Source organism: Clostridium sp. (assembly GCF_026168755.1).
GTDB lineage: Bacteria > Bacillota > Clostridia > Clostridiales > Clostridiaceae > Clostridium.
This window is the reverse complement of the sequence record NZ_JAPFDR010000007.1, coordinates 91,649-109,772: the sequence shown is the minus strand read 5'-3', so window position 1 is coordinate 109,772 and position 18,124 is coordinate 91,649. Positions and strand designations below refer to the sequence as shown.

Genomic DNA, 18,124 nt, shown 5'->3' with positions numbered 1-18,124 from the left:
ATTATTTCCACTTGAATATCCTGGATATACACTATTTACATCTGCTCTTGATGTTCCATAAGGAACTGTTCCTAAATCTGTTCCATCAACATATACTCTTACTTCTTTAACTCCAGAACCTGCTAATGCCCATCCTCTTATTTTCAAGCTATTTGAGCTTATTTTTTCATTAGTAACAGGCTCATCTAATGAGTACCTAAAAGGTAATGTATTTTCTTCACCTTTAATTATTATATTTCTTTTGTAACTTTGAGTTTCGCCATTTCTAGCAATAATCTTAACCTCTACAGTTTTATTACCAGTTCCAAGATTGCTTATATCTATTGTCTCATCAAAACCTGAATTAGCTCCATTAAAGTATCCTGGATATGTTGAATTAACATCTGATCTACTAACTCCAGTACTTATAGTTGCAACTTGAGAATTATCAACTAAAACCTTAATTTCTTTAATTCCAAATGCATGTAAAGCCCATCCTTTAATTCTTAACTTACCATTAGTAATAACTTCTGAATTTGATGGTGATTCTAAATTACTTCTTGCTGGTAAGTATTCTGATTTAGTTGCATCACAATATAGTCTAAATAACTCTATTCCATAATTTAGATCTGAAGCCCAACTTCCAGTTAAACTTAATGCATCCTTTGCTTTGCCTAAAATACCACTAGTAGTACCAAACCACCCTGTATGCCTTGGATCATATGTCTCATCTACTGATAATTCTTCACCTTTCCAACTATCAACATAGCTTGTCTTTGGATACCCATCTGCAGCAGCATATAATGCTAAATGATCTAAATGTGCTATTACTCCTTGATCCCAGTTATCAAATTTCTTGTGAGCATTTGCATCATAGTCATCTCCACCACTTGGATTTTTTAACCCACAAGGATTATGATAGGATTCATCTAAAACTCCCCCAAATTTTCCATATCCAGTTTCCTTAGCAGCTTGTACATAAGCTAATACCCAGTTAACTCCACCTCTTGATTTAGCATACTGCTTGTATAGTTTTGCTAATCCAACAAATGTTTCTGTAGCATTTTTGCTTCTGGCCCATGCTTCAATAGTCTCTAAAGAAGTATCTACTTCTGAAACTATATTAACATTTCCTATTGCTCTACTACTTGAGTTACTACTTAACGCTTGTACATTGAAGTTAAATGAATTAAGCATAAACAATAGACATACTAATACTATAAAAATTCTATTTTTCTTCATCGCATTCCCCCTACTTTTGATAATAGCTTCCTATTAATAGTAACATATTACAAATATTTTTGTAAATAGATGCCACATCAATAGTGAAATAGATATATTAATGTAATTTATAAGTCAATTTTGTTACAGTATTATTTTATAACTATTATTTTAAAATAGCTTGTACATTATTGTTATATTTTGCTTAATACTATATACTAATATGAGAAAATAAAATATATCAAGGAGATTGTCATGAGTATATTTACACCTTTAATAATTATTTTTATATTATTATTAAACTACTACCTATACAAAAGAAATTCTTACTCTAAAAGTTTCTTTTTACTCTCTAGTAGTTTCTTAATAATTTACGCTTTATTTTCTATAGTCATATATTATAATAATTTATCAAATGGATTTGAACATGGAATATTATTTGGAAACGTGGCAAATAATCACTTTTGTGATGAATATAAATATTATATAGATTCTGATATCTTATTAAACCATTTAAAGAATGGAGATATTAGTGCATGGTTACATAAAAAATTACCTGTATATGAATTCGTAGATGCGGAAGGTCATGCTAGTTATGGAAACTACAATATCTTCGTAATCTTATTAACACTCATTAAAGGTATAGGAATAAAATCTACTCTAGATTTAATTTTAATAAAATTATTTGTATATATTCCAACATCAATATTTTTATACAAAATATCTAAAGTATATCTTAACGAAAAACTTTCTTTATTAAGTGTAGGAATTTTTAGTATATTACCTGGTTATATTTTATGTAACTCTTTACTTATGAGGGATAATATTATAATTTGTTTAATTTCTATATTGATTTATTATATACTATCACAAAAAATAAATTATAAGATTTTAATCTTAATTCTAATAATATCCTTATTACTATTTGAGTTTAGGGCATATTCTTTATTAGTTATTATTGCATGTATTATTTTTACCTTTAAAAATAATAAGCGAATTCTTAGTTTTATAGATATATTCTATTTTATTGCAATAGTTGCTACAATTTATTTCTTTGTTAATTTTAATTTTCAAGAAAATCATTCAAATTCGCTTTTTTCATTAGCTCAAATTACATATTTACAAGAAATATTCACTACTCATTTTGGAAGTGGAATTAATATGTTGATTAATTTATTCACTCAATTAATTATTCATATTATATACGATCCACCATTATTAGGATTTTTAAATACAGGTTTAATTTATTTAATTTTATATTGCATAGGAAATATTTTAGGAACTATTTTAACCATAGCATCTTGTATAGCTTTCATCTATTTTATAATAAAAATTAAAGATAAAAAGGCTATTTTCTTATTTAAATTTACTGCATATTTTACAATATTAACAGGTTTAATAGTTCTTTCTAAAGATTTATTTATAATAAATAGACTTGCTCTTCTTTGGCTACCTCTATTTATTATAATACTACTTTACGTTTTAACTGATATATTAAATAAACCATCAAAGTACTAAAAAATCCGTAAACGTGAAAAAATAGACACTTAGCAATTAAAATAGGCTGTATCATATTGAATTTATAAATTCAATATGATACAGCCCCTTTTTTATATTCCTATAAAAATTGCACCTATAACTATACATATAATACCATATATTTTGATTTTAGTAATTTTTTCATTAAGAAAATAGTACGATATAAATAATGACCAAACATAAGTTATTGATGTCAATGGTAAAACCACAGAGTATGGTAACTGTTTTAATACTATTATATTTAATATTGCAGAAAATACATATAATACTCCACCTAAATATAAAAACGGGCTTAAAAAGCTTTTTATTAAACTTTCTTTTGTTGTGGATTTTTTTAAACAAAATCCACCTAAAGCACCTAATAATGTTCCTATTAAAAGAATTATATAAATAATATTACTCATCTCCAACTCCTATTAAGGTTACTCCAATTAATATAAATATAATACCAACAACCTTCATTACCGTAATATATTCACCAAGTAAAAAATATCCTATAAATAAAGCTACTATATATCCAATACTCATCATAGGATGCAATACTGAAAGGCTTCCAAACTTGAATGCAATAATCATAATTATTGCACCAATTCCATAAAGAAAAAAACCTATAACTAAATCTTTTATAATATTTCCCTCAGATATTTTCCAAAAATATTGCCCAAATGCAGTACAGATTGCTGAAACAATCATTATAAGTATACCTATTTTATTCTTTTTTAAAGACAATATAACCTTTTCCATAATTATCTTTTCCCTTGCTGCTCTTTATATTTATTTAAATATAATTCATAATCTTTTTTATTTGTTGTTGCTATAGTATCCAAAATTAATCCACTAGCAAGCGATATAATACATATTAAAATAAATCCAACTGATAATACTGCTGATGGTAGCTTTCTTATATATCCAGTTATTATAAATTCATATATTACTGGAATTCCAGTAATTAATCCTAATATTAATGATAATATACTGCATATTCCAAAAAACATCATAGGCTTATAATCCTTAAATAAGCTAGCTAATGTCTTAAGAACCCTAAATCCATCTCTAAATGTACTTAACTTTGACTCACTGCCTTCTGGTCTATCCCTATACACTATTGGTATTTCTTTTAATCTAAACTTTTTATCTAATGCATGAATACTAATCTCAGTCTCAATTTGAAATCCATCACTTATTACAGGCATTGTCTTAACAAAGAATCTATTAAATACTCTATATCCAGTCATAATATCTTTAATTTCATTTTTAAATAGCATCCCTATTAATCCCTTAACTAAGTTATTACCTAAATTATGGAATGCTCTTTTATTTTCCTTTTCATATGTCCCATTTGATAATCTATCTCCAATAACCATATCAGCCTCATTATCAATAATTGGTTGAATTAACATTCTAGCAGCTTCTGCTGGATATGTATCATCTCCATCAATCATTACATATATATCAGCCTCTATATCCCTAAACATAGATCTTACAACATTACCTTTTCCTTGACGAATCTCCTTAACTACTATAGCTCCATGCTCTTTTGCAATTTCTCCAGTTTTATCCTTGGAATTATTATCATACACATATATATCTGCTTCTGGTAATTCTCTTTTAAAATCATCAACGACTTTTCCAATAGTCAATTCTTCATTATAGCACGGTATAAGTACAGCTATCTTCATTATTAATCCTCCTAAAAATTTAACATTCGTAAATTAAACTTTACACTTTATTGATTATAAATAACCTCATAAATTTTGTTATTATCAACTTCACTATAATATATCCTATTAAATTTTATTGCATCATAATCCTCAAACTTAGTATCTAATTCATTCTTTGTTAATATATATTTGACATTTAACTTCTTAAGTTCATCAATATTAAGATTTATTGAAAATACATCTAAACTGTCTAAGTTAAAATTAGTATTTCCTTCAATTAAATTGATTTTTATATGAGCATACCTATTATATATTTCATTATTATCACTAATACTTTCCCAAGTTTTCAATGCAGGATAAAAATGAGTACCATTTAATGTCTTAGCTCCATTTGCATATATATAATTTCCCTTTACTCCATCACCCTCTGCTATCCAAAGTTCATCTGGATCATTAGCTTCTATTTCAATTATTGCTTTAGATAAGGTTTTATTATATATAGCTCCTATCCCCTTAACAATTGGATTTACCGTCATTCCTGACATAAATATAACTATTGCCATAAACAAATATAGAACTTTTCTTAATCCTGTAAATAAAGCTAAGTTAATAATTAAATATATTCCAAATAGCATTATATAATATTTAAGACTAACATAATCCTTATATGGATAATTATATACCAATAAGCAATATACTATCCAATTAATAATTGCAATTAAGCATCCATTTTTTTTGCTTATTAGATTTTCATTTACTATAACTCCCATAGCCCATATTGATAACAACATAGCTGTAAAACTAAACATTAACATCATTCTTTTAGTTGGAACATAGCTTAGTAATGTTATTTTTGCTATTACTTCATTAAATGGTATAAACATCCATATCAATTCAATTACTGATACAGCAAATAATGATATACCTATTGAAATATCCTTTATCTTTTTCTTAATAGCAATAAATAATACTATAGATGATCCTATAAAGAAATTAATAAATGAACTTGTTTCGCAATTATTCAGATAATTAATATCTTTAAATGGAGTATATGTATTAATCATAAACTCTCCTAATCTAAATATTTCAACACCACCACCAACAGATACTCTTTTTCCAGGATAAACAGTATTTAATGATGCTTTTATTGCATCTATAGAATTAATAACGAACCATCCTAAAATCCCACCAATTGTTATTATAATAGCACCTATAAAAAAATAATCACTTACTTTTAATTTAGGCTTCTTAAATACTGAAAAATAAATTGTAGCCATTAATACTAATATCAAATATGCAATTGGCACTTGAAATGCAGGATAAATAATTAATGCAAATCCAATTGCACTAAAAGCAAATATTCCAGAAAATATTAGCCGTTTACCGGTACTTTGCCTATATTCCCAATATTTATAAAAAGATACTATTAGAGCTAACGCAAAAAATACTATGTCCCCTACATGTTGCATAAACCACCACTGAACAGCTGGTGAAAAAGTAATCCAAAAGGCTCCTAATGTAGAAATACCTTTTCGCTTTTTAGTTAATATCATTGATAATTCAAATGCTAATAATAGTAATGCAATTGTTTTAAATGACCAATACCATGATAATCCATATTCTTTTCCTAAAAGTAAGAATCCCCAATTAAAAGGCTTTCCCAATATCGTTATATTGACCACAGGAGCATTATATGCCAAAATCATATTTAATCCTCCATCCATTATATTTTCATTATATAATGGATAATAATCATCACTAGTTGCTTGAGCCATATAATATGTGCTTTGAACCATCCATTCATCACTTCTAATTGCTCTATCTTTTCCCCATAATACAGTTTTTTCATCAGTGTTAATCTTTTCCGCTACATATTGGTCCCATACTCCTATGGAACTTCCATGAATTTTGAATGCTACTAAAAAAACAAAAGCAATTATTGCAATTATAAACCTATACTTTATTAATATATCTAAAATATCCTTTTTTCTTTTCTCTTCTTTCGATTCTATTGGCATGCTATCCCCTCTCTAAATTAAAATTATATTATTTCGTAATCAATTATATATTATAATTAACAAAACATTTAATAGCAATCTAAAAGTCCTAAAATATGAAATTTAAATAAAATTCATTATTATTAAAAATAAATAATACTAATAATAATTATATATAGTATTTAAATACACATTTATCTATCTATAAAATTATAATATGATTAATTGCATTTAACATAATACATATTTTACCACAAAAGTTGTATTTATATTAGAAAATCTTAATAAAAACTTCTTGTCCTATAATTAAGACAAAAAAAATTTAGCAAAATTCTTGCTATTCTTTTATTAATATCATTTATTTTAATCCCTTTTGATAATTTACTATATCTGATCTTTCTAATATTTTAGATAAAATTACTTATGCTATTAACTTAAAACTTATGGGTTATGGCTATGGGTCTATAAGAGTATTAGTTGAATCTACTACAAAAACACCTTTTTACAACTTCAATCAATCTAAATAATAAATCTTATAAATAAAGATAGTGTCCTATATTAAGCTACACTATCTTTATTTTTTAAATATATCAATTATTTATACATTTCATTATAGTAGTTTTGATATGCACCTGAAGTAACATTTTTCATCCACTCTTGGTTATCTAAATACCATTGAATAGTCTTCTTAATTCCAACTTCAAATCTAGTCTCAGGATACCATCCTAATTCTTCTTTAATCTTAGTTGGGTCTATTCCGTATCTTCTATCGTGACCTTTTCTATCTTCAACATACTTAATTAAGTTTTCAGTAACTTCTTTATCAACATTTTCATTTAAGTAAGATATTACTGTCTTAACTATTGTTATGTTAGTTCTTTCATTATGTCCACCAACATTATAAACTTCACCGCTTCTACCGTTGTTTATAACCATATCGATAGCTTTAGCATGGTCTTCAACGAATAACCAGTCTCTTATGTTCATTCCATCCCCGTATACTGGTAAATCCTTGTGAGCTAAACAGTTATTTATTAATAATGGTATTAATTTTTCTGGGAATTGGAATGGTCCATAGTTATTTGAACATCTTGTTATATTCATTGGCATTTTGTATGTATCATGGTATGCCTTAACCATTAAATCTGATCCGGCTTTACTTGATGAATATGGGCTATGAGGGTCAAGTGGAGTAGTTTCCATGAAGTATCCTGTTTCTCCTAATGAACCATATACTTCATCTGTTGAAACGTGTAAGAACTTAACTCCTTCTTTCCATGTTCCATCTTCATTTTCCCATGCTGCTTTAGCACAGTTTAATAAGTTAACTGTTCCCATAACATTTGTCTTAGCAAATACTTCTGGTTCTCTTATACTTCTGTCAACGTGAGATTCTGCTGCAAAGTGAGCAACATAGTCTATTTCATATTTTTCAAATAAACAATTAACTAATTCATTGTCACAGATATCTCCATGTACAAATATGTGTCTTGGATCATCTTGTATTGACTTTAAGTTTTCTAAGTTTCCTGCATAAGTTAACTTATCTAAATTAATTATTCTTATATCTTCATATTTTTTTAACATGTATAATACAAAGTTTGAGCCTATAAATCCAGCCCCACCAGTTACTAAATAAGTTTTCATAATTAAATTCTCCTTATATCTCCAAATTTTAAGTTTATCGATAATTTACTAATTATTTTTCAACGTTATCCATGAAAGTCTTTAAAGCTTCTTTCCAATCTCTCATTTCATCACCAACAGTGCATCTAAGCATCATATTATCAAGTGATGAATATGCTGGTCTATCAGCTGAATTAGGATACATACTCTTATATTCTGCTGAAGTACATGGACTTACCTTGCAATTTCTTCCTGAAAGTTTCATTATTTCTGTTGCAAAATCATACCAACTACATTCACCTTTTCCAGTGCAATGGTATATTCCATATTCTTCTGTTTCTATAAGTTTTAATATGTGATATGCTAAGTCATTAGCATGTGTAGGATTTCCAAGTTGATCATTTACAACACTTAAAGTATCTCTATCTTTTCCAAGCTTCATCATTGTATAAACAAAGTTATGACCTACATACCCATAAAGCCAAGCTGTTCTAACTATATAGTACTTTGATGAAAACTCTCTTACAAACTCTTCACCTAAAAGCTTAGTTTTTCCATAATAACTTACTGGAGCAACTATATCTGATTCATTTAATGGTGTATCTCCAACACCTCTAAATACATAGTCAGTTGAAACTTGAACTATTTTAGCTCCTATTTCTTCACAAACCATAGCTAAATTTCTAGGACCTAAAGCGTTTATTTTAAAAGCTAAATCCTTATTCGCTTCACACCCATCAACATTTGTTGCTGCTGCACAGTTTATAACTACATCTGGTTTTACTTCCTTTAAAACAGTTTTCACTTGTTCTAAGTTAGTTATATCTAATTTATCTACATCTACAGCAAAAACTTCTGAATTTTTAATTACTTCTGAAACTGCACCTATTTCAGCAGTTCCTGTAGCTATTATTTTTTGAAGTTCATTTCCTAATTGGCCATTTGAACCAGTTATTAATATTTTCATGCGATAACCTCCACTACATTTACTTTACTTATTATAAGTAAAAGGTAAGTCTAGCTCTTTGAATGTTTTTTGATTTTTATCTTTTTCTGATAATAAAATTTCTTCAATTCCATCTAATGGCCACTCTACAGCAACATCTTCGTCGTTCCATAAAAGTCCACCATCATGTTCTGGTGAATAGAAATCTGTACATTTATAGTTAAATGTTGCAGTTTCAGATAAAACTACAAATCCATGTGCAAAACCTTCTGGTACATAGAATTGTCTTTTATTTTCTGCACTTAAGTATACGCCTTCCCATTGTCCATATGTAGGTGAACCTTTTCTTAAGTCAACAGCAACATCCCATACCTCCCCCTCTGTACATCTTACAAGCTTTCCTTGTGTATGCTGAGTTTGGAAGTGTAATCCTCTTAAAACACCTTTTTTAGATCTTGATTCATTATCTTGTACAAAAGTCATAGTTAATCCTGCAGCATCAAAGTGCTCTTTATTATAACTTTCCATGAAATATCCTCTAGCATCTCCAAACACTCTTGGTTCAACTATGTATAAATCTGGTATTTTAGTTTCTATAAATTTAAAATTTCCTGCTTCAACCATCTCTTTACTCCTCAATTATATCTACTAAATATTTTCCATACTCTGTTTTCATTAAAGGTCCAGCTAATTCTCTAACTTGCTCTTTTGAAATCCATCCTTGTCTATAAGCAATTTCCTCTAAACAAGCTATGAATGTTCCTTGAGTAGTTTGTACTGCTTCAACAAAATTAGATGCTTTTAACATTGATTCATGTGTTCCTGTATCAAGCCATGCCATTCCTCTACCTAATAAGTCTACTTTTAAAGCTCCTTCTTCCATGTAAACTTTATTTAAATCAGTTATTTCTAGTTCTCCTCTTGCTGATGGTTTTAATGCCTTAGCTTTTTCTACTACTGAGTTATCATAGAAATAAAGGCCTGGTACTGCATATTTTGACTTTGGATTTTCTGGTTTTTCTTCTAATGAAGTTACTTTACCATCTGCATCAAATCCAACTACTCCAAAGGCTCTTGGGTCTTGAACATAGTATCCAAATACCATTGCTCCTTTTTCTAATTGTGATGCTTCTTTTAAATGTGAACTAAAGTTTTGACCATAGAATATATTATCTCCTAATATCATTGCTACATTATCATCACCTATAAATTCTTCTCCAATAATGAATGCTTCTGCTAATCCATTTGGTTGTTCTTGAATTGCATATTCAATATTTAATCCATATTCTGAACCATCTTTAAATAGTTCTTTAAAGTTAACTATGTCTCTTGGTGTAGATATTATAAGAATATCTCTTATACCCGCTAACATTAATACTGACATAGGATAATATATCATTGGTTTATCATATATTGGCACCATTTGTTTTGACATTGCTTTTGTTACTGGATATAGTCTTGTTCCTGATCCACCTGCTAAAATTATTCCTTTCATAAATATCACCTCATTATTATTTTAATTATATCATATTTTATTATTCTATTTATTTAATACTTCTATTTTAAGGTTACTTTTATAACTTATCATACCCTATCTTACATTAGTCCCTTTTAAACTGTCAAGATTATTAGGAATTAACTTACTTTTATTAAGATATTTTAACTTTTGTCTATTCACACAAAAAATAGCCGAAATCTAGATTTCATCTAACTTTCAGCCATTGAAAATAAAAATTCTTTCATCTTATCAATTACTATATTGCTTAACATTATATATTTTTAATTAAAGAACTCCCTATGCCAATAATTAGGATTATTGGTGTACTTTAATATAGTTTTTTTAGATAATTTTTCATATCTCTGACCTAGTTTATTACCAATATATCTAGCGCCAAAATTAGGGATTATCTCGAAAAAAACTTTAAAACTTTTTTCTTTTAAACTATTTACTAAAACAAACTTTGCTAAATTAATAGCACTACTGTTAGCTCCAGAATTAGTGATATATTCATGTTGCTTTAAAAATACACCTTGATCAAAATATCTCTTTAATAAAGATAAATATTTATACTTATGCGAATGTATTATTTCTGAATCAGCACAATACTTAATTTTATATCCATTATTAATTAACTTATAAGCAATATACATATCTTCATTAGTTAATAAATTTTTCCCATCATATCCATTAAGCTTTACAAAAATATCTTTTCTAATAGCTGAAGAAGCATCAGAGTAAAAATATGTCATTATACCTAATTTGTCAATATCTTTCTTTGATACTATTCTACTTTCATCTGGATAGTTATTCATCCTCGTATATCTTTCAATAGTTTTTTCTGTACAAATTTGTTTAGAAAAAGATGCTTCACAAACACCTTTTTCTATACTATTAGTTAAATTATACAGCCACATATCACTCTTTATAATTATATCTTGAGTTATAAATACAATTATATCTCCTTCAGCTTCATAAACTGCTTTTTCTCTAGTTGAGCTATGTGAAAACTCCTCAGCTTTAATAACTTTATATTTAGCATTTATATTTTTTAACTTTTCTATAGTTTTATCTTCATGGCATTCTGTAACTATATATTTAATTTCTTTTATCTCTACTTTTAATTGTCTTTTCAACGACACATCTAAATTATCTATATACTTTTCTGCCTTATATAAAGGACATATTATTGATAACGCCATAAAAATCCTCCTAAAATTACTATTCCTTTAAAGATAAATCCTCTCTATCTAAAGTTAAATTTACGTTATAATACGGATCTCCTTTTTCTAAAAACTCCTTATATCTTTCTCTGAATCTATTAAATTCACCTTGGAATCTTTCATTTGTTGCTAAATCATCTACACCTCTACTCTTAGATTCATAATGATATAACTCAGCATAAGGTGTCCATACATTCACTCTTCCTGTTTCTAAAACTCTTAAGCAAAAATCAACATCATTGTACGCAACTTCAAAGCTTTCGTCTAATCCATTTACCTCATCAAATACTGATTTTTTAACCATTAAACAAGCTCCTGTTACAGCACTTAAATTATGTGTAATTCCAAGTCTTAAGAAATACCCATATTCATTCTTATTGAATCCTCTATGAGCATGTGCGGCAGCTCCACCTAACCCAACTATTATTCCACCATGTTGAATTGTATTATCTGGATAATACAGTTTAGCTCCAACACAACCAACATCTTCTCTTTGTGCTAAAGATACCATTTTAGTTAGCCATTCTTTATTAATAACCTCAACATCATTATTTAATAAAAGTAATAACTCCCCATTTGCAAATTTAGCTCCATAATTATTTATAGCAGAGTAGTTAAATCCCTTTTCCCAAGTTACTACTCTTATATCTGCATCAAGTTTTTGTATTTCTTCATAATATTTAAAAGTCTCACTTTGTTCTGAATTATTTTCAATAACTATAATTTCATAATTCTCATATTCAGTATTATTTAAAACAGACTTTATAGTTCTATCTAAATCATCTATATGATCCTTTGTTGGTATTAATATTGAAACTTTAGGATTATCTATTATTTCATACTCAATCTCATAGGTTCCAATATACTTCCCATCTTTAGCTTTCCCTTTAATTCCTTTTCTTTTTAATTCTTCATCTAAAGCTTTCTTAGCAGAATCATAGCAATACATTTTATTCTTAGGATTTCCTGCTGTAGATCCTGAATGAACTCTCCAGGAATATAATATTTTAGGTATATGATGAATATTTTCAGCTACCTCAGTAGCTCTTAAAATAATATCGTAATCTTGACTTCCATTAAATCCATCTCTAAATCCATTTATTTTTGCCATTAAGTCATTTCTAAACACCGAAAAATGACATATATAATTATAGCTTCTAAAAGTATCAATCGCAAAATCTTGCTTAAAATGAGGATCAAATCTATAGTCACTTTTCTCATTAATTTTATCCTCATCTGTATATATAAAATCTATTGTTCTATCTTCATTTACAGCTTTTACCACTTCAAATAATGCATTAGGCTCTAACAAATCATCATGATCAAATAATCCTATATAATCTCCAGTAGCCATATAATAACATTCTTGAGTATTACCAGCTATACCTTTATTTTCATCAAGATATTTAACTTTTATTCTCTTATCATTTCTTGCATATTCATCTAACATTTCATTTATATAAGACTCTTCAGAATTTCCATCTGCAATACATAACTCCCAATTACTATAACTTTGATTTAAAACAGAATTCATAGTTTCAATTAATAAATGTTTTGGTGTTTTATATGTTGGAATTAAAATACTTATTAATGGCTTATATTCAAATTCATAATTTCTTTGTATTTCTAATTCAGCAGGAGTAGCAACATGTTTTTCAATCCAGTTCTTATATTGTAATCTTTCTCCTTTTAACTTAGATACTACTTTTCTAATAAAAGCTTTAAAACCATTATCTTTTATAAAATCTTTAGCCCTACTTATATTTGATTTATTTAAATTTTTAACTACTACAAAAAATAAAGTTTTCAACTTCTTAATTTTTTTAAAAAAGTTAAATATAATATCTCTAAATCTATAAACTGAAACCAAGTGTCTCCAACCACTTGAATTATAAATTTTTCTTAACTCCTTTGTCACCCTATCTAAATCTAATGCTAATTCTCTTTCTTGTATATCTTCATATAATAATCTCATACAAACAGCATCATATTTATCTGTAGCTACTTCAATAGAATTACCTTTCTCCATTTTAATTTTAATTTTAAGTTTTTCTTCAAATACACCTACAGTATAAGGTAATATAAATTCATTCCAACCTTCTTCTATATTTTCTATTATTTGCTCTCCAACTAAACTTTTATATTCTTCTTCAAATATTTCAACTCTTATTCTACCTTTAAATCCTTTAACATTTTTAAAGAAAAGCTCAATCTTTTTTATATTAAATTGACTATATCTATAGTTAAATTCACAACTATTTTCTTTTGTTATAGTAATACTATTTAATATTTCTCCACCAATGCGTATTGTTTTTAACTCTTTGTTACTCATATAAATTAATCATCCCTACAATTTTTATTAAAATATCTAATTATCTTTACTCAATAACTTTCCATTCATGTTTTATATAAAACTTACCTTCTGATATATATTTATTTGCAATTACAAACTCACATACAGCTGTTTTATAATCTAAATTTACTATACTCTCATCAGTAAATATCCCTACATCAATTGTATAAGTTCCTCCTAATAAAGGAATTTCAGGAATTCTATAAACAATTTTATGCCTTCCAAATGTATTTGGAATTTCTACTTTTTCTAAATACGTATTTGGTCCAAATATATAATCTCTCGATGGAGTATATATAGCTGCTCCTAATAAAAAGCTATCTATTTTTTCCCTATATATATCATAAGTTATTTCAACCTCTAAATCCTCAAATGTCCTTAGCTTATCTTTAGATAATTTTACCTCTTTTATTGAAGCTAACGTATCTTCATTGGAAGGCATTTTAAATTCTCCATTATCTTCCTCAACTTCTTCAGTTATACTAGCTTCCTCTTTTAACTCCATCCTAACATCTGCTTGATTATCTACTGTACCATATTTCATAAAATCTTCATACAAATCTGCTATTTCACTTGATTCACCTTGAGCTTCTATTATCCCGTCCTTAATCCATATAGCTTTATTACAAAATCTTTTTATTTGCTCTGTTGCATGAGAAACAAATAATACTGTTGTCCCTTGTTCCTTTAATGCTTTCATTTTTTCTATACATTTAATTTGAAATCTTGTATCCCCAACAGCTAATGCTTCATCTACAATTAATATATCAGGGTTTACATTACTAGCCACTGCAAAAGCTAGTCTTGCAAACATACCACTTGAATATATTTTTACAGGCTGATTTATAAAATCCCCAATATCTGCAAAATCAATAATATCCTTTACTCTTAAATCAATCTCTTCCTTAGTATATCCAAGCATAGTTCCATTTAAATATATATTTTCTATTCCTGTATATTCCATATTAAAACCAGTTCCCAATTCTAATATAGCTGATATAACCCCCTTTATTTCTATAGTTCCAGATGTAGGTGTTAGTACTCCAGTAATCATTTTTAATAATGTAGATTTACCAGATCCATTTTTCCCCAATATACCTACAGCATCACCTTTTTCAATATCAAATGTTAATCCATTTAAAGCTACAAATTCTCTATGATAGCATTTATGTCTTATAGATAAAGTCTCTTTTAATCTATCCATAGGATCATCATATATATTATATTTTTTTACTAAATCTCTAACTTTTATAACTACTTCACTCATATATTTACCTCTCTATATAACATCTGAAAAATGTGGTTTTAGCTTTTTAAATAACTTAACTCCGAAACAAAAAGCAACTAAACAAAATGCCCAAAAGTATAGAGTTTCATAAGGTCTTTCCCAAAAGTAAACTTTGTCTATAAAAGAATCTCTATATCCTGTAACTATATAATACATAGGATTTAATTTAAATATTCTTTGTACAACTCCAGGCAACATATCTATTGTCCATCCTATTGGAGTCGCCCAAAATCCTACATTTAAAATTATACCTATAATTTGACCTAAATCCCTAAAAAATAGTATTACAGATGAAGTAATTAATGAAATACAAAATACTAAAATAATCATTGCAAATGAGTAATATATAAATTGTAATGAATATAAATCCGGATAATATCCATATACTGCTCCTAAAGCATATATAAATATGACAAAAAATAAATGTACAAATAACGCTGATATTATTTTTACAGTAGGTAATATTTCAATTTTAAAAACAACTTTTTTTACTAAATAACTATATTCTAAAAATACATTACTAGTAGAGTTTAAAGCATCTGAAAAGAAGAACCATGGAATTATTCCTGCTATAAACCAAATTGTATAAGGAGCATCACCCACATCTGAACTTCTAAAACCAACTGTGAATACAAACCAATATACTAATATTGTTATAAGGGGATTTATAAACCCCCATACTATTCCTAAATAAGAAGAAGCATATTTATTTCTAAAATCATTTTTAGCTAAAGATTTTATTAATCCTTTATTGTCTATAGATACTTTTATAAATTTTATTGATTTTTTTATCCCTGTTAATGCATTAGCTACTATAAATCCTAATATTAATGAAGATAGCATCATTAATACATCATATATAATTGGCTTTGAAGTAACATCTATTATCTGATTATTTATATTTTCTATTTCTATATATGGATCACTTGCTATAACATTAATATCAAATCCTGTATCTGTTATATCATATTTTAAATCTGCACTTTCTCCTACTTTCTCTTCTATATCTCTTTTAGAAAAAGTATACTTTTTATTTCTTTTTAAAGTTAAATTTTTTACCTCTAAACTTTTATTTTCATTTCCAAAGTCTATTCTTATATTTTTAGTTTCTATTGGTAAAGCAAAGCTTAACTTATCCTCTTTACCTGTGTTCGTATATAAAACCTTTATAGAATTTTCTTCTGACCATTCTTTATTCCCATTTGTATCATAATAAACTTGATATTGCTCTATATTATTAGATTTTAATTTCATTGTTAATTTTGCAGTATTAGGTTGAACTGAATAATATTTTTCAAACAACGCAAATAATGCAACAGTTACAAAACAAGTACACAAAAAAATAAATATCTTTCTCCTTGATACCTTTTTCATATTTTTATCTCCTTTAATTTCTAATAAGCATTGTTATTTATAAATCCTTTAAAAAACGTTAATATAAAAATTTTTATATCTAATGTTAAACTCCAATTTTCTATGTAATATATATCACACTCTATTCTTTTTTCTATGGATGTATCACCTCTCCATCCATTAACTTGTGCCCATCCTGTGATTCCCGGTCTTACTTGATGTTTAACCATATACTTAGGTATTTCATCTTTAAACTTTTCTACATAGAATGGTCTTTCAGGCCTTGGTCCTATAAGACTCATATCTCCTTTTAATACATTAAAGAATTGAGGTAATTCATCAATACTAGTTTTTCTTATAAATGTCCCTATTTTTGTCTTTCTTGGATCATTTTTAACTGTCCAATCCTTCTTTTCTTCTTCTGGATCTTGTTGTCTCATACTCCTAAACTTATACATAATAAAAGGCTTTCTATTAAGCCCTATTCTTTCTTGCTTAAATATTATAGGTCCCTTACTTGTTAACTTTATTAATATAGCTGTAATTAGCATTATTGGTGAAAAAATAATAACTGCTAATAAAGAACCTACAATATCAATTCCTCTCTTTATAGCCTTATTTAATATATTATCAAGAGGTATATATCTCATATTTATTAAAGGTAATCCTCCTATTTCTTCTACATAAGGCTTAGCCGGAAAATACTTGTAATAACTAGGGATTATTTGTATTCTAATACCAAGCTTCTCACATATTGATATTATAGTTTTTAATTTATCATAATCCTTCATCTCTAAAGTTATAATTATTTCATCTACATCTCTATTTTCAGTAAGATAATTATCTAATTCTACTATATTTCCTAGATAATTCAAATTTTCTGAATCAATTTTATAATCCTCAAAAACACCTAATACTTTATATCCCCAATGTCTATTTTCATTAATTAATTTATTAAATTTTTCTGTACTCTCACTATATCCTACAAATACTGTATATCTTATATTAAGTCCCTTTTTTCTTGCACTTCTCATTGATATTTTTATAATTACTCTTTCAAGAGAAATAAGTATTGTACATATAATAAAAAACATAATAAGTAATGATCTTGAATAATCTATTGTTTTATTTACAAATAATAACCCTGAAAATATTACTATTCCAAATAAATTTGCAATAAATATATTTATAATCTCTTTACTTAAAAAAACAGTTCTTTCAGCACTATATAATCTTTTAAAATTATATAGTATTATATATATAGGCAACATTATAAGAACAGGTATCAAAAACTCTTTAAAAGTAAGTGATCCACCTTCTAATTCCATAATTCCACTATGAATTCTTATATACCATGCTAATAAAAAAGATAAAATTATCACTACTGCATCTATAAAAACTAATGCTTTATTTATTAACTTTTGATTTTGCTTAATCATA

The 18,124-nt window shown here is 27.0% G+C and carries 15 protein-coding genes; 1 reads left to right on the top strand and 14 read right to left on the bottom strand.

The window, feature by feature from the left end; all coding sequences use genetic code 11:
• On the bottom strand, positions 1–1,176 hold a 1,176-nt coding region (locus tag Q0Y03_RS04800; RefSeq protein WP_297712697.1), incomplete at its 3' end, for a glucosaminidase domain-containing protein.
• Between the two features lie 471 nt (positions 1,177–1,647).
• Here Q0Y03_RS04800 and Q0Y03_RS04795 point away from each other — a divergent pair.
• Positions 1,648–2,718: a hypothetical protein gene (locus Q0Y03_RS04795; protein WP_297712691.1), complete on the top strand. Its 1,071-nt coding sequence runs from the start codon at positions 1,648–1,650 to the stop codon at positions 2,716–2,718.
• 92 nt (positions 2,719–2,810) lie between these two features.
• Here the strand turns inward: Q0Y03_RS04795 and Q0Y03_RS04790 are convergent, their stop codons facing one another.
• The 13 genes from Q0Y03_RS04790 to Q0Y03_RS04730 form a co-directional block, all read right to left on the bottom strand.
• Entirely contained in the window at positions 2,811–3,143 is a 333-nt protein-coding gene (locus Q0Y03_RS04790) for an EamA family transporter (protein ID WP_297712690.1), read from the bottom strand.
• Positions 3,136–3,483 (bottom strand): EamA family transporter, encoded by a 348-nt coding sequence (locus tag Q0Y03_RS04785; RefSeq protein ID WP_297712689.1) that lies wholly within the window; start codon positions 3,481–3,483, stop codon positions 3,136–3,138. Before Q0Y03_RS04785 ends, Q0Y03_RS04790 begins: the two co-directional genes overlap by 8 nt.
• Before the next feature lie 2 nt (positions 3,484–3,485).
• Positions 3,486–4,418 (bottom strand): glycosyltransferase family 2 protein, encoded by a 933-nt coding sequence (locus Q0Y03_RS04780; RefSeq protein ID WP_297712688.1) that lies wholly within the window; start codon positions 4,416–4,418, stop codon positions 3,486–3,488.
• A gap of 47 nt (positions 4,419–4,465) precedes the next feature.
• Positions 4,466–6,418 carry a hypothetical protein gene (locus Q0Y03_RS04775; RefSeq protein WP_297712687.1) on the bottom strand — a complete coding sequence of 651 codons (1,953 nt, stop codon included), beginning with the start codon at positions 6,416–6,418 and terminating at the stop codon, positions 4,466–4,468.
• Between the two features lie 573 nt (positions 6,419–6,991).
• Positions 6,992–8,044 carry a dTDP-glucose 4,6-dehydratase gene (rfbB, locus tag Q0Y03_RS04770; RefSeq protein ID WP_297712686.1) on the bottom strand — a complete coding sequence of 351 codons (1,053 nt, stop codon included), beginning with the start codon at positions 8,042–8,044 and terminating at the stop codon, positions 6,992–6,994.
• Between the two features lie 52 nt (positions 8,045–8,096).
• The gene (rfbD, locus tag Q0Y03_RS04765) at positions 8,097–8,990 is read right to left on the bottom strand and encodes a dTDP-4-dehydrorhamnose reductase (protein WP_297712685.1); all 894 of its coding nucleotides are present in this window, start codon (positions 8,988–8,990) and stop codon (positions 8,097–8,099) included.
• 24 nt (positions 8,991–9,014) lie between these two features.
• Positions 9,015–9,593 carry a dTDP-4-dehydrorhamnose 3,5-epimerase gene (gene rfbC / locus Q0Y03_RS04760; RefSeq protein WP_297712684.1) on the bottom strand — a complete coding sequence of 193 codons (579 nt, stop codon included), beginning with the start codon at positions 9,591–9,593 and terminating at the stop codon, positions 9,015–9,017.
• Between the two features lie 4 nt (positions 9,594–9,597).
• Entirely contained in the window at positions 9,598–10,464 is an 867-nt protein-coding gene (rfbA, locus tag Q0Y03_RS04755) for a glucose-1-phosphate thymidylyltransferase RfbA (protein WP_297712683.1), read from the bottom strand.
• Positions 10,465–10,748: 284 nt separating this feature from the next.
• Entirely contained in the window at positions 10,749–11,669 is a 921-nt protein-coding gene (locus Q0Y03_RS04750) for a glycosyltransferase (RefSeq protein ID WP_297712682.1), read from the bottom strand.
• A 19-nt stretch (positions 11,670–11,688) separates the two neighbouring features.
• Entirely contained in the window at positions 11,689–14,022 is a 2,334-nt protein-coding gene (locus tag Q0Y03_RS04745; RefSeq protein ID WP_297712681.1) for a glycosyltransferase, read from the bottom strand.
• Positions 14,023–14,068: 46 nt separating this feature from the next.
• Complete coding sequence (locus tag Q0Y03_RS04740) at positions 14,069–15,310, bottom strand: ABC transporter ATP-binding protein (RefSeq protein WP_297712680.1); 1,242 nt, start codon at positions 15,308–15,310, stop codon at positions 14,069–14,071.
• Between the two features lie 12 nt (positions 15,311–15,322).
• On the bottom strand, positions 15,323–16,705 hold the full coding sequence (locus Q0Y03_RS04735; protein ID WP_297712679.1) for an ABC transporter permease: 1,383 nt from the start codon (positions 16,703–16,705) through the stop codon (positions 15,323–15,325).
• 20 nt (positions 16,706–16,725) lie between these two features.
• Positions 16,726–18,123 carry an undecaprenyl-phosphate glucose phosphotransferase gene (locus Q0Y03_RS04730; protein WP_297712678.1) on the bottom strand — a complete coding sequence of 466 codons (1,398 nt, stop codon included), beginning with the start codon at positions 18,121–18,123 and terminating at the stop codon, positions 16,726–16,728.
• Between the last annotated feature and the right edge of the window lies 1 nt (position 18,124).

Bases quoted from the DNA above. Each gene is read 5' to 3' on its own strand.
- rfbD (WP_297712685.1), bottom strand. From the start codon at position 8,990: ATGAAAATATTAATAACTGGTTCAAATGGCCAATTAGGAAATGAACTT.
- Q0Y03_RS04785 (WP_297712689.1), bottom strand. From the start codon at position 3,483: ATGGAAAAGGTTATATTGTCTTTAAAAAAGAATAAAATAGGTATACTT.
- rfbA (WP_297712683.1), bottom strand. From the start codon at position 10,464: ATGAAAGGAATAATTTTAGCAGGTGGATCAGGAACAAGACTATATCCA.
- Q0Y03_RS04730 (WP_297712678.1), bottom strand. From the start codon at position 18,123: ATGATTAAGCAAAATCAAAAGTTAATAAATAAAGCATTAGTTTTTATA.
- Q0Y03_RS04790 (WP_297712690.1), bottom strand. From the start codon at position 3,143: ATGAGTAATATTATTTATATAATTCTTTTAATAGGAACATTATTAGGT.
- rfbC (WP_297712684.1), bottom strand. From the start codon at position 9,593: ATGGTTGAAGCAGGAAATTTTAAATTTATAGAAACTAAAATACCAGAT.
- Q0Y03_RS04750 (WP_297712682.1), bottom strand. From the start codon at position 11,669: ATGGCGTTATCAATAATATGTCCTTTATATAAGGCAGAAAAGTATATA.
- Q0Y03_RS04775 (WP_297712687.1), bottom strand. From the start codon at position 6,418: ATGCCAATAGAATCGAAAGAAGAGAAAAGAAAAAAGGATATTTTAGAT.
- Q0Y03_RS04780 (WP_297712688.1), bottom strand. From the start codon at position 4,418: ATGAAGATAGCTGTACTTATACCGTGCTATAATGAAGAATTGACTATT.
- rfbB (WP_297712686.1), bottom strand. From the start codon at position 8,044: ATGAAAACTTATTTAGTAACTGGTGGGGCTGGATTTATAGGCTCAAAC.
- Q0Y03_RS04740 (WP_297712680.1), bottom strand. From the start codon at position 15,310: ATGAGTGAAGTAGTTATAAAAGTTAGAGATTTAGTAAAAAAATATAAT.
- Q0Y03_RS04745 (WP_297712681.1), bottom strand. From the start codon at position 14,022: ATGAGTAACAAAGAGTTAAAAACAATACGCATTGGTGGAGAAATATTA.
- Q0Y03_RS04735 (WP_297712679.1), bottom strand. From the start codon at position 16,705: ATGAAAAAGGTATCAAGGAGAAAGATATTTATTTTTTTGTGTACTTGT.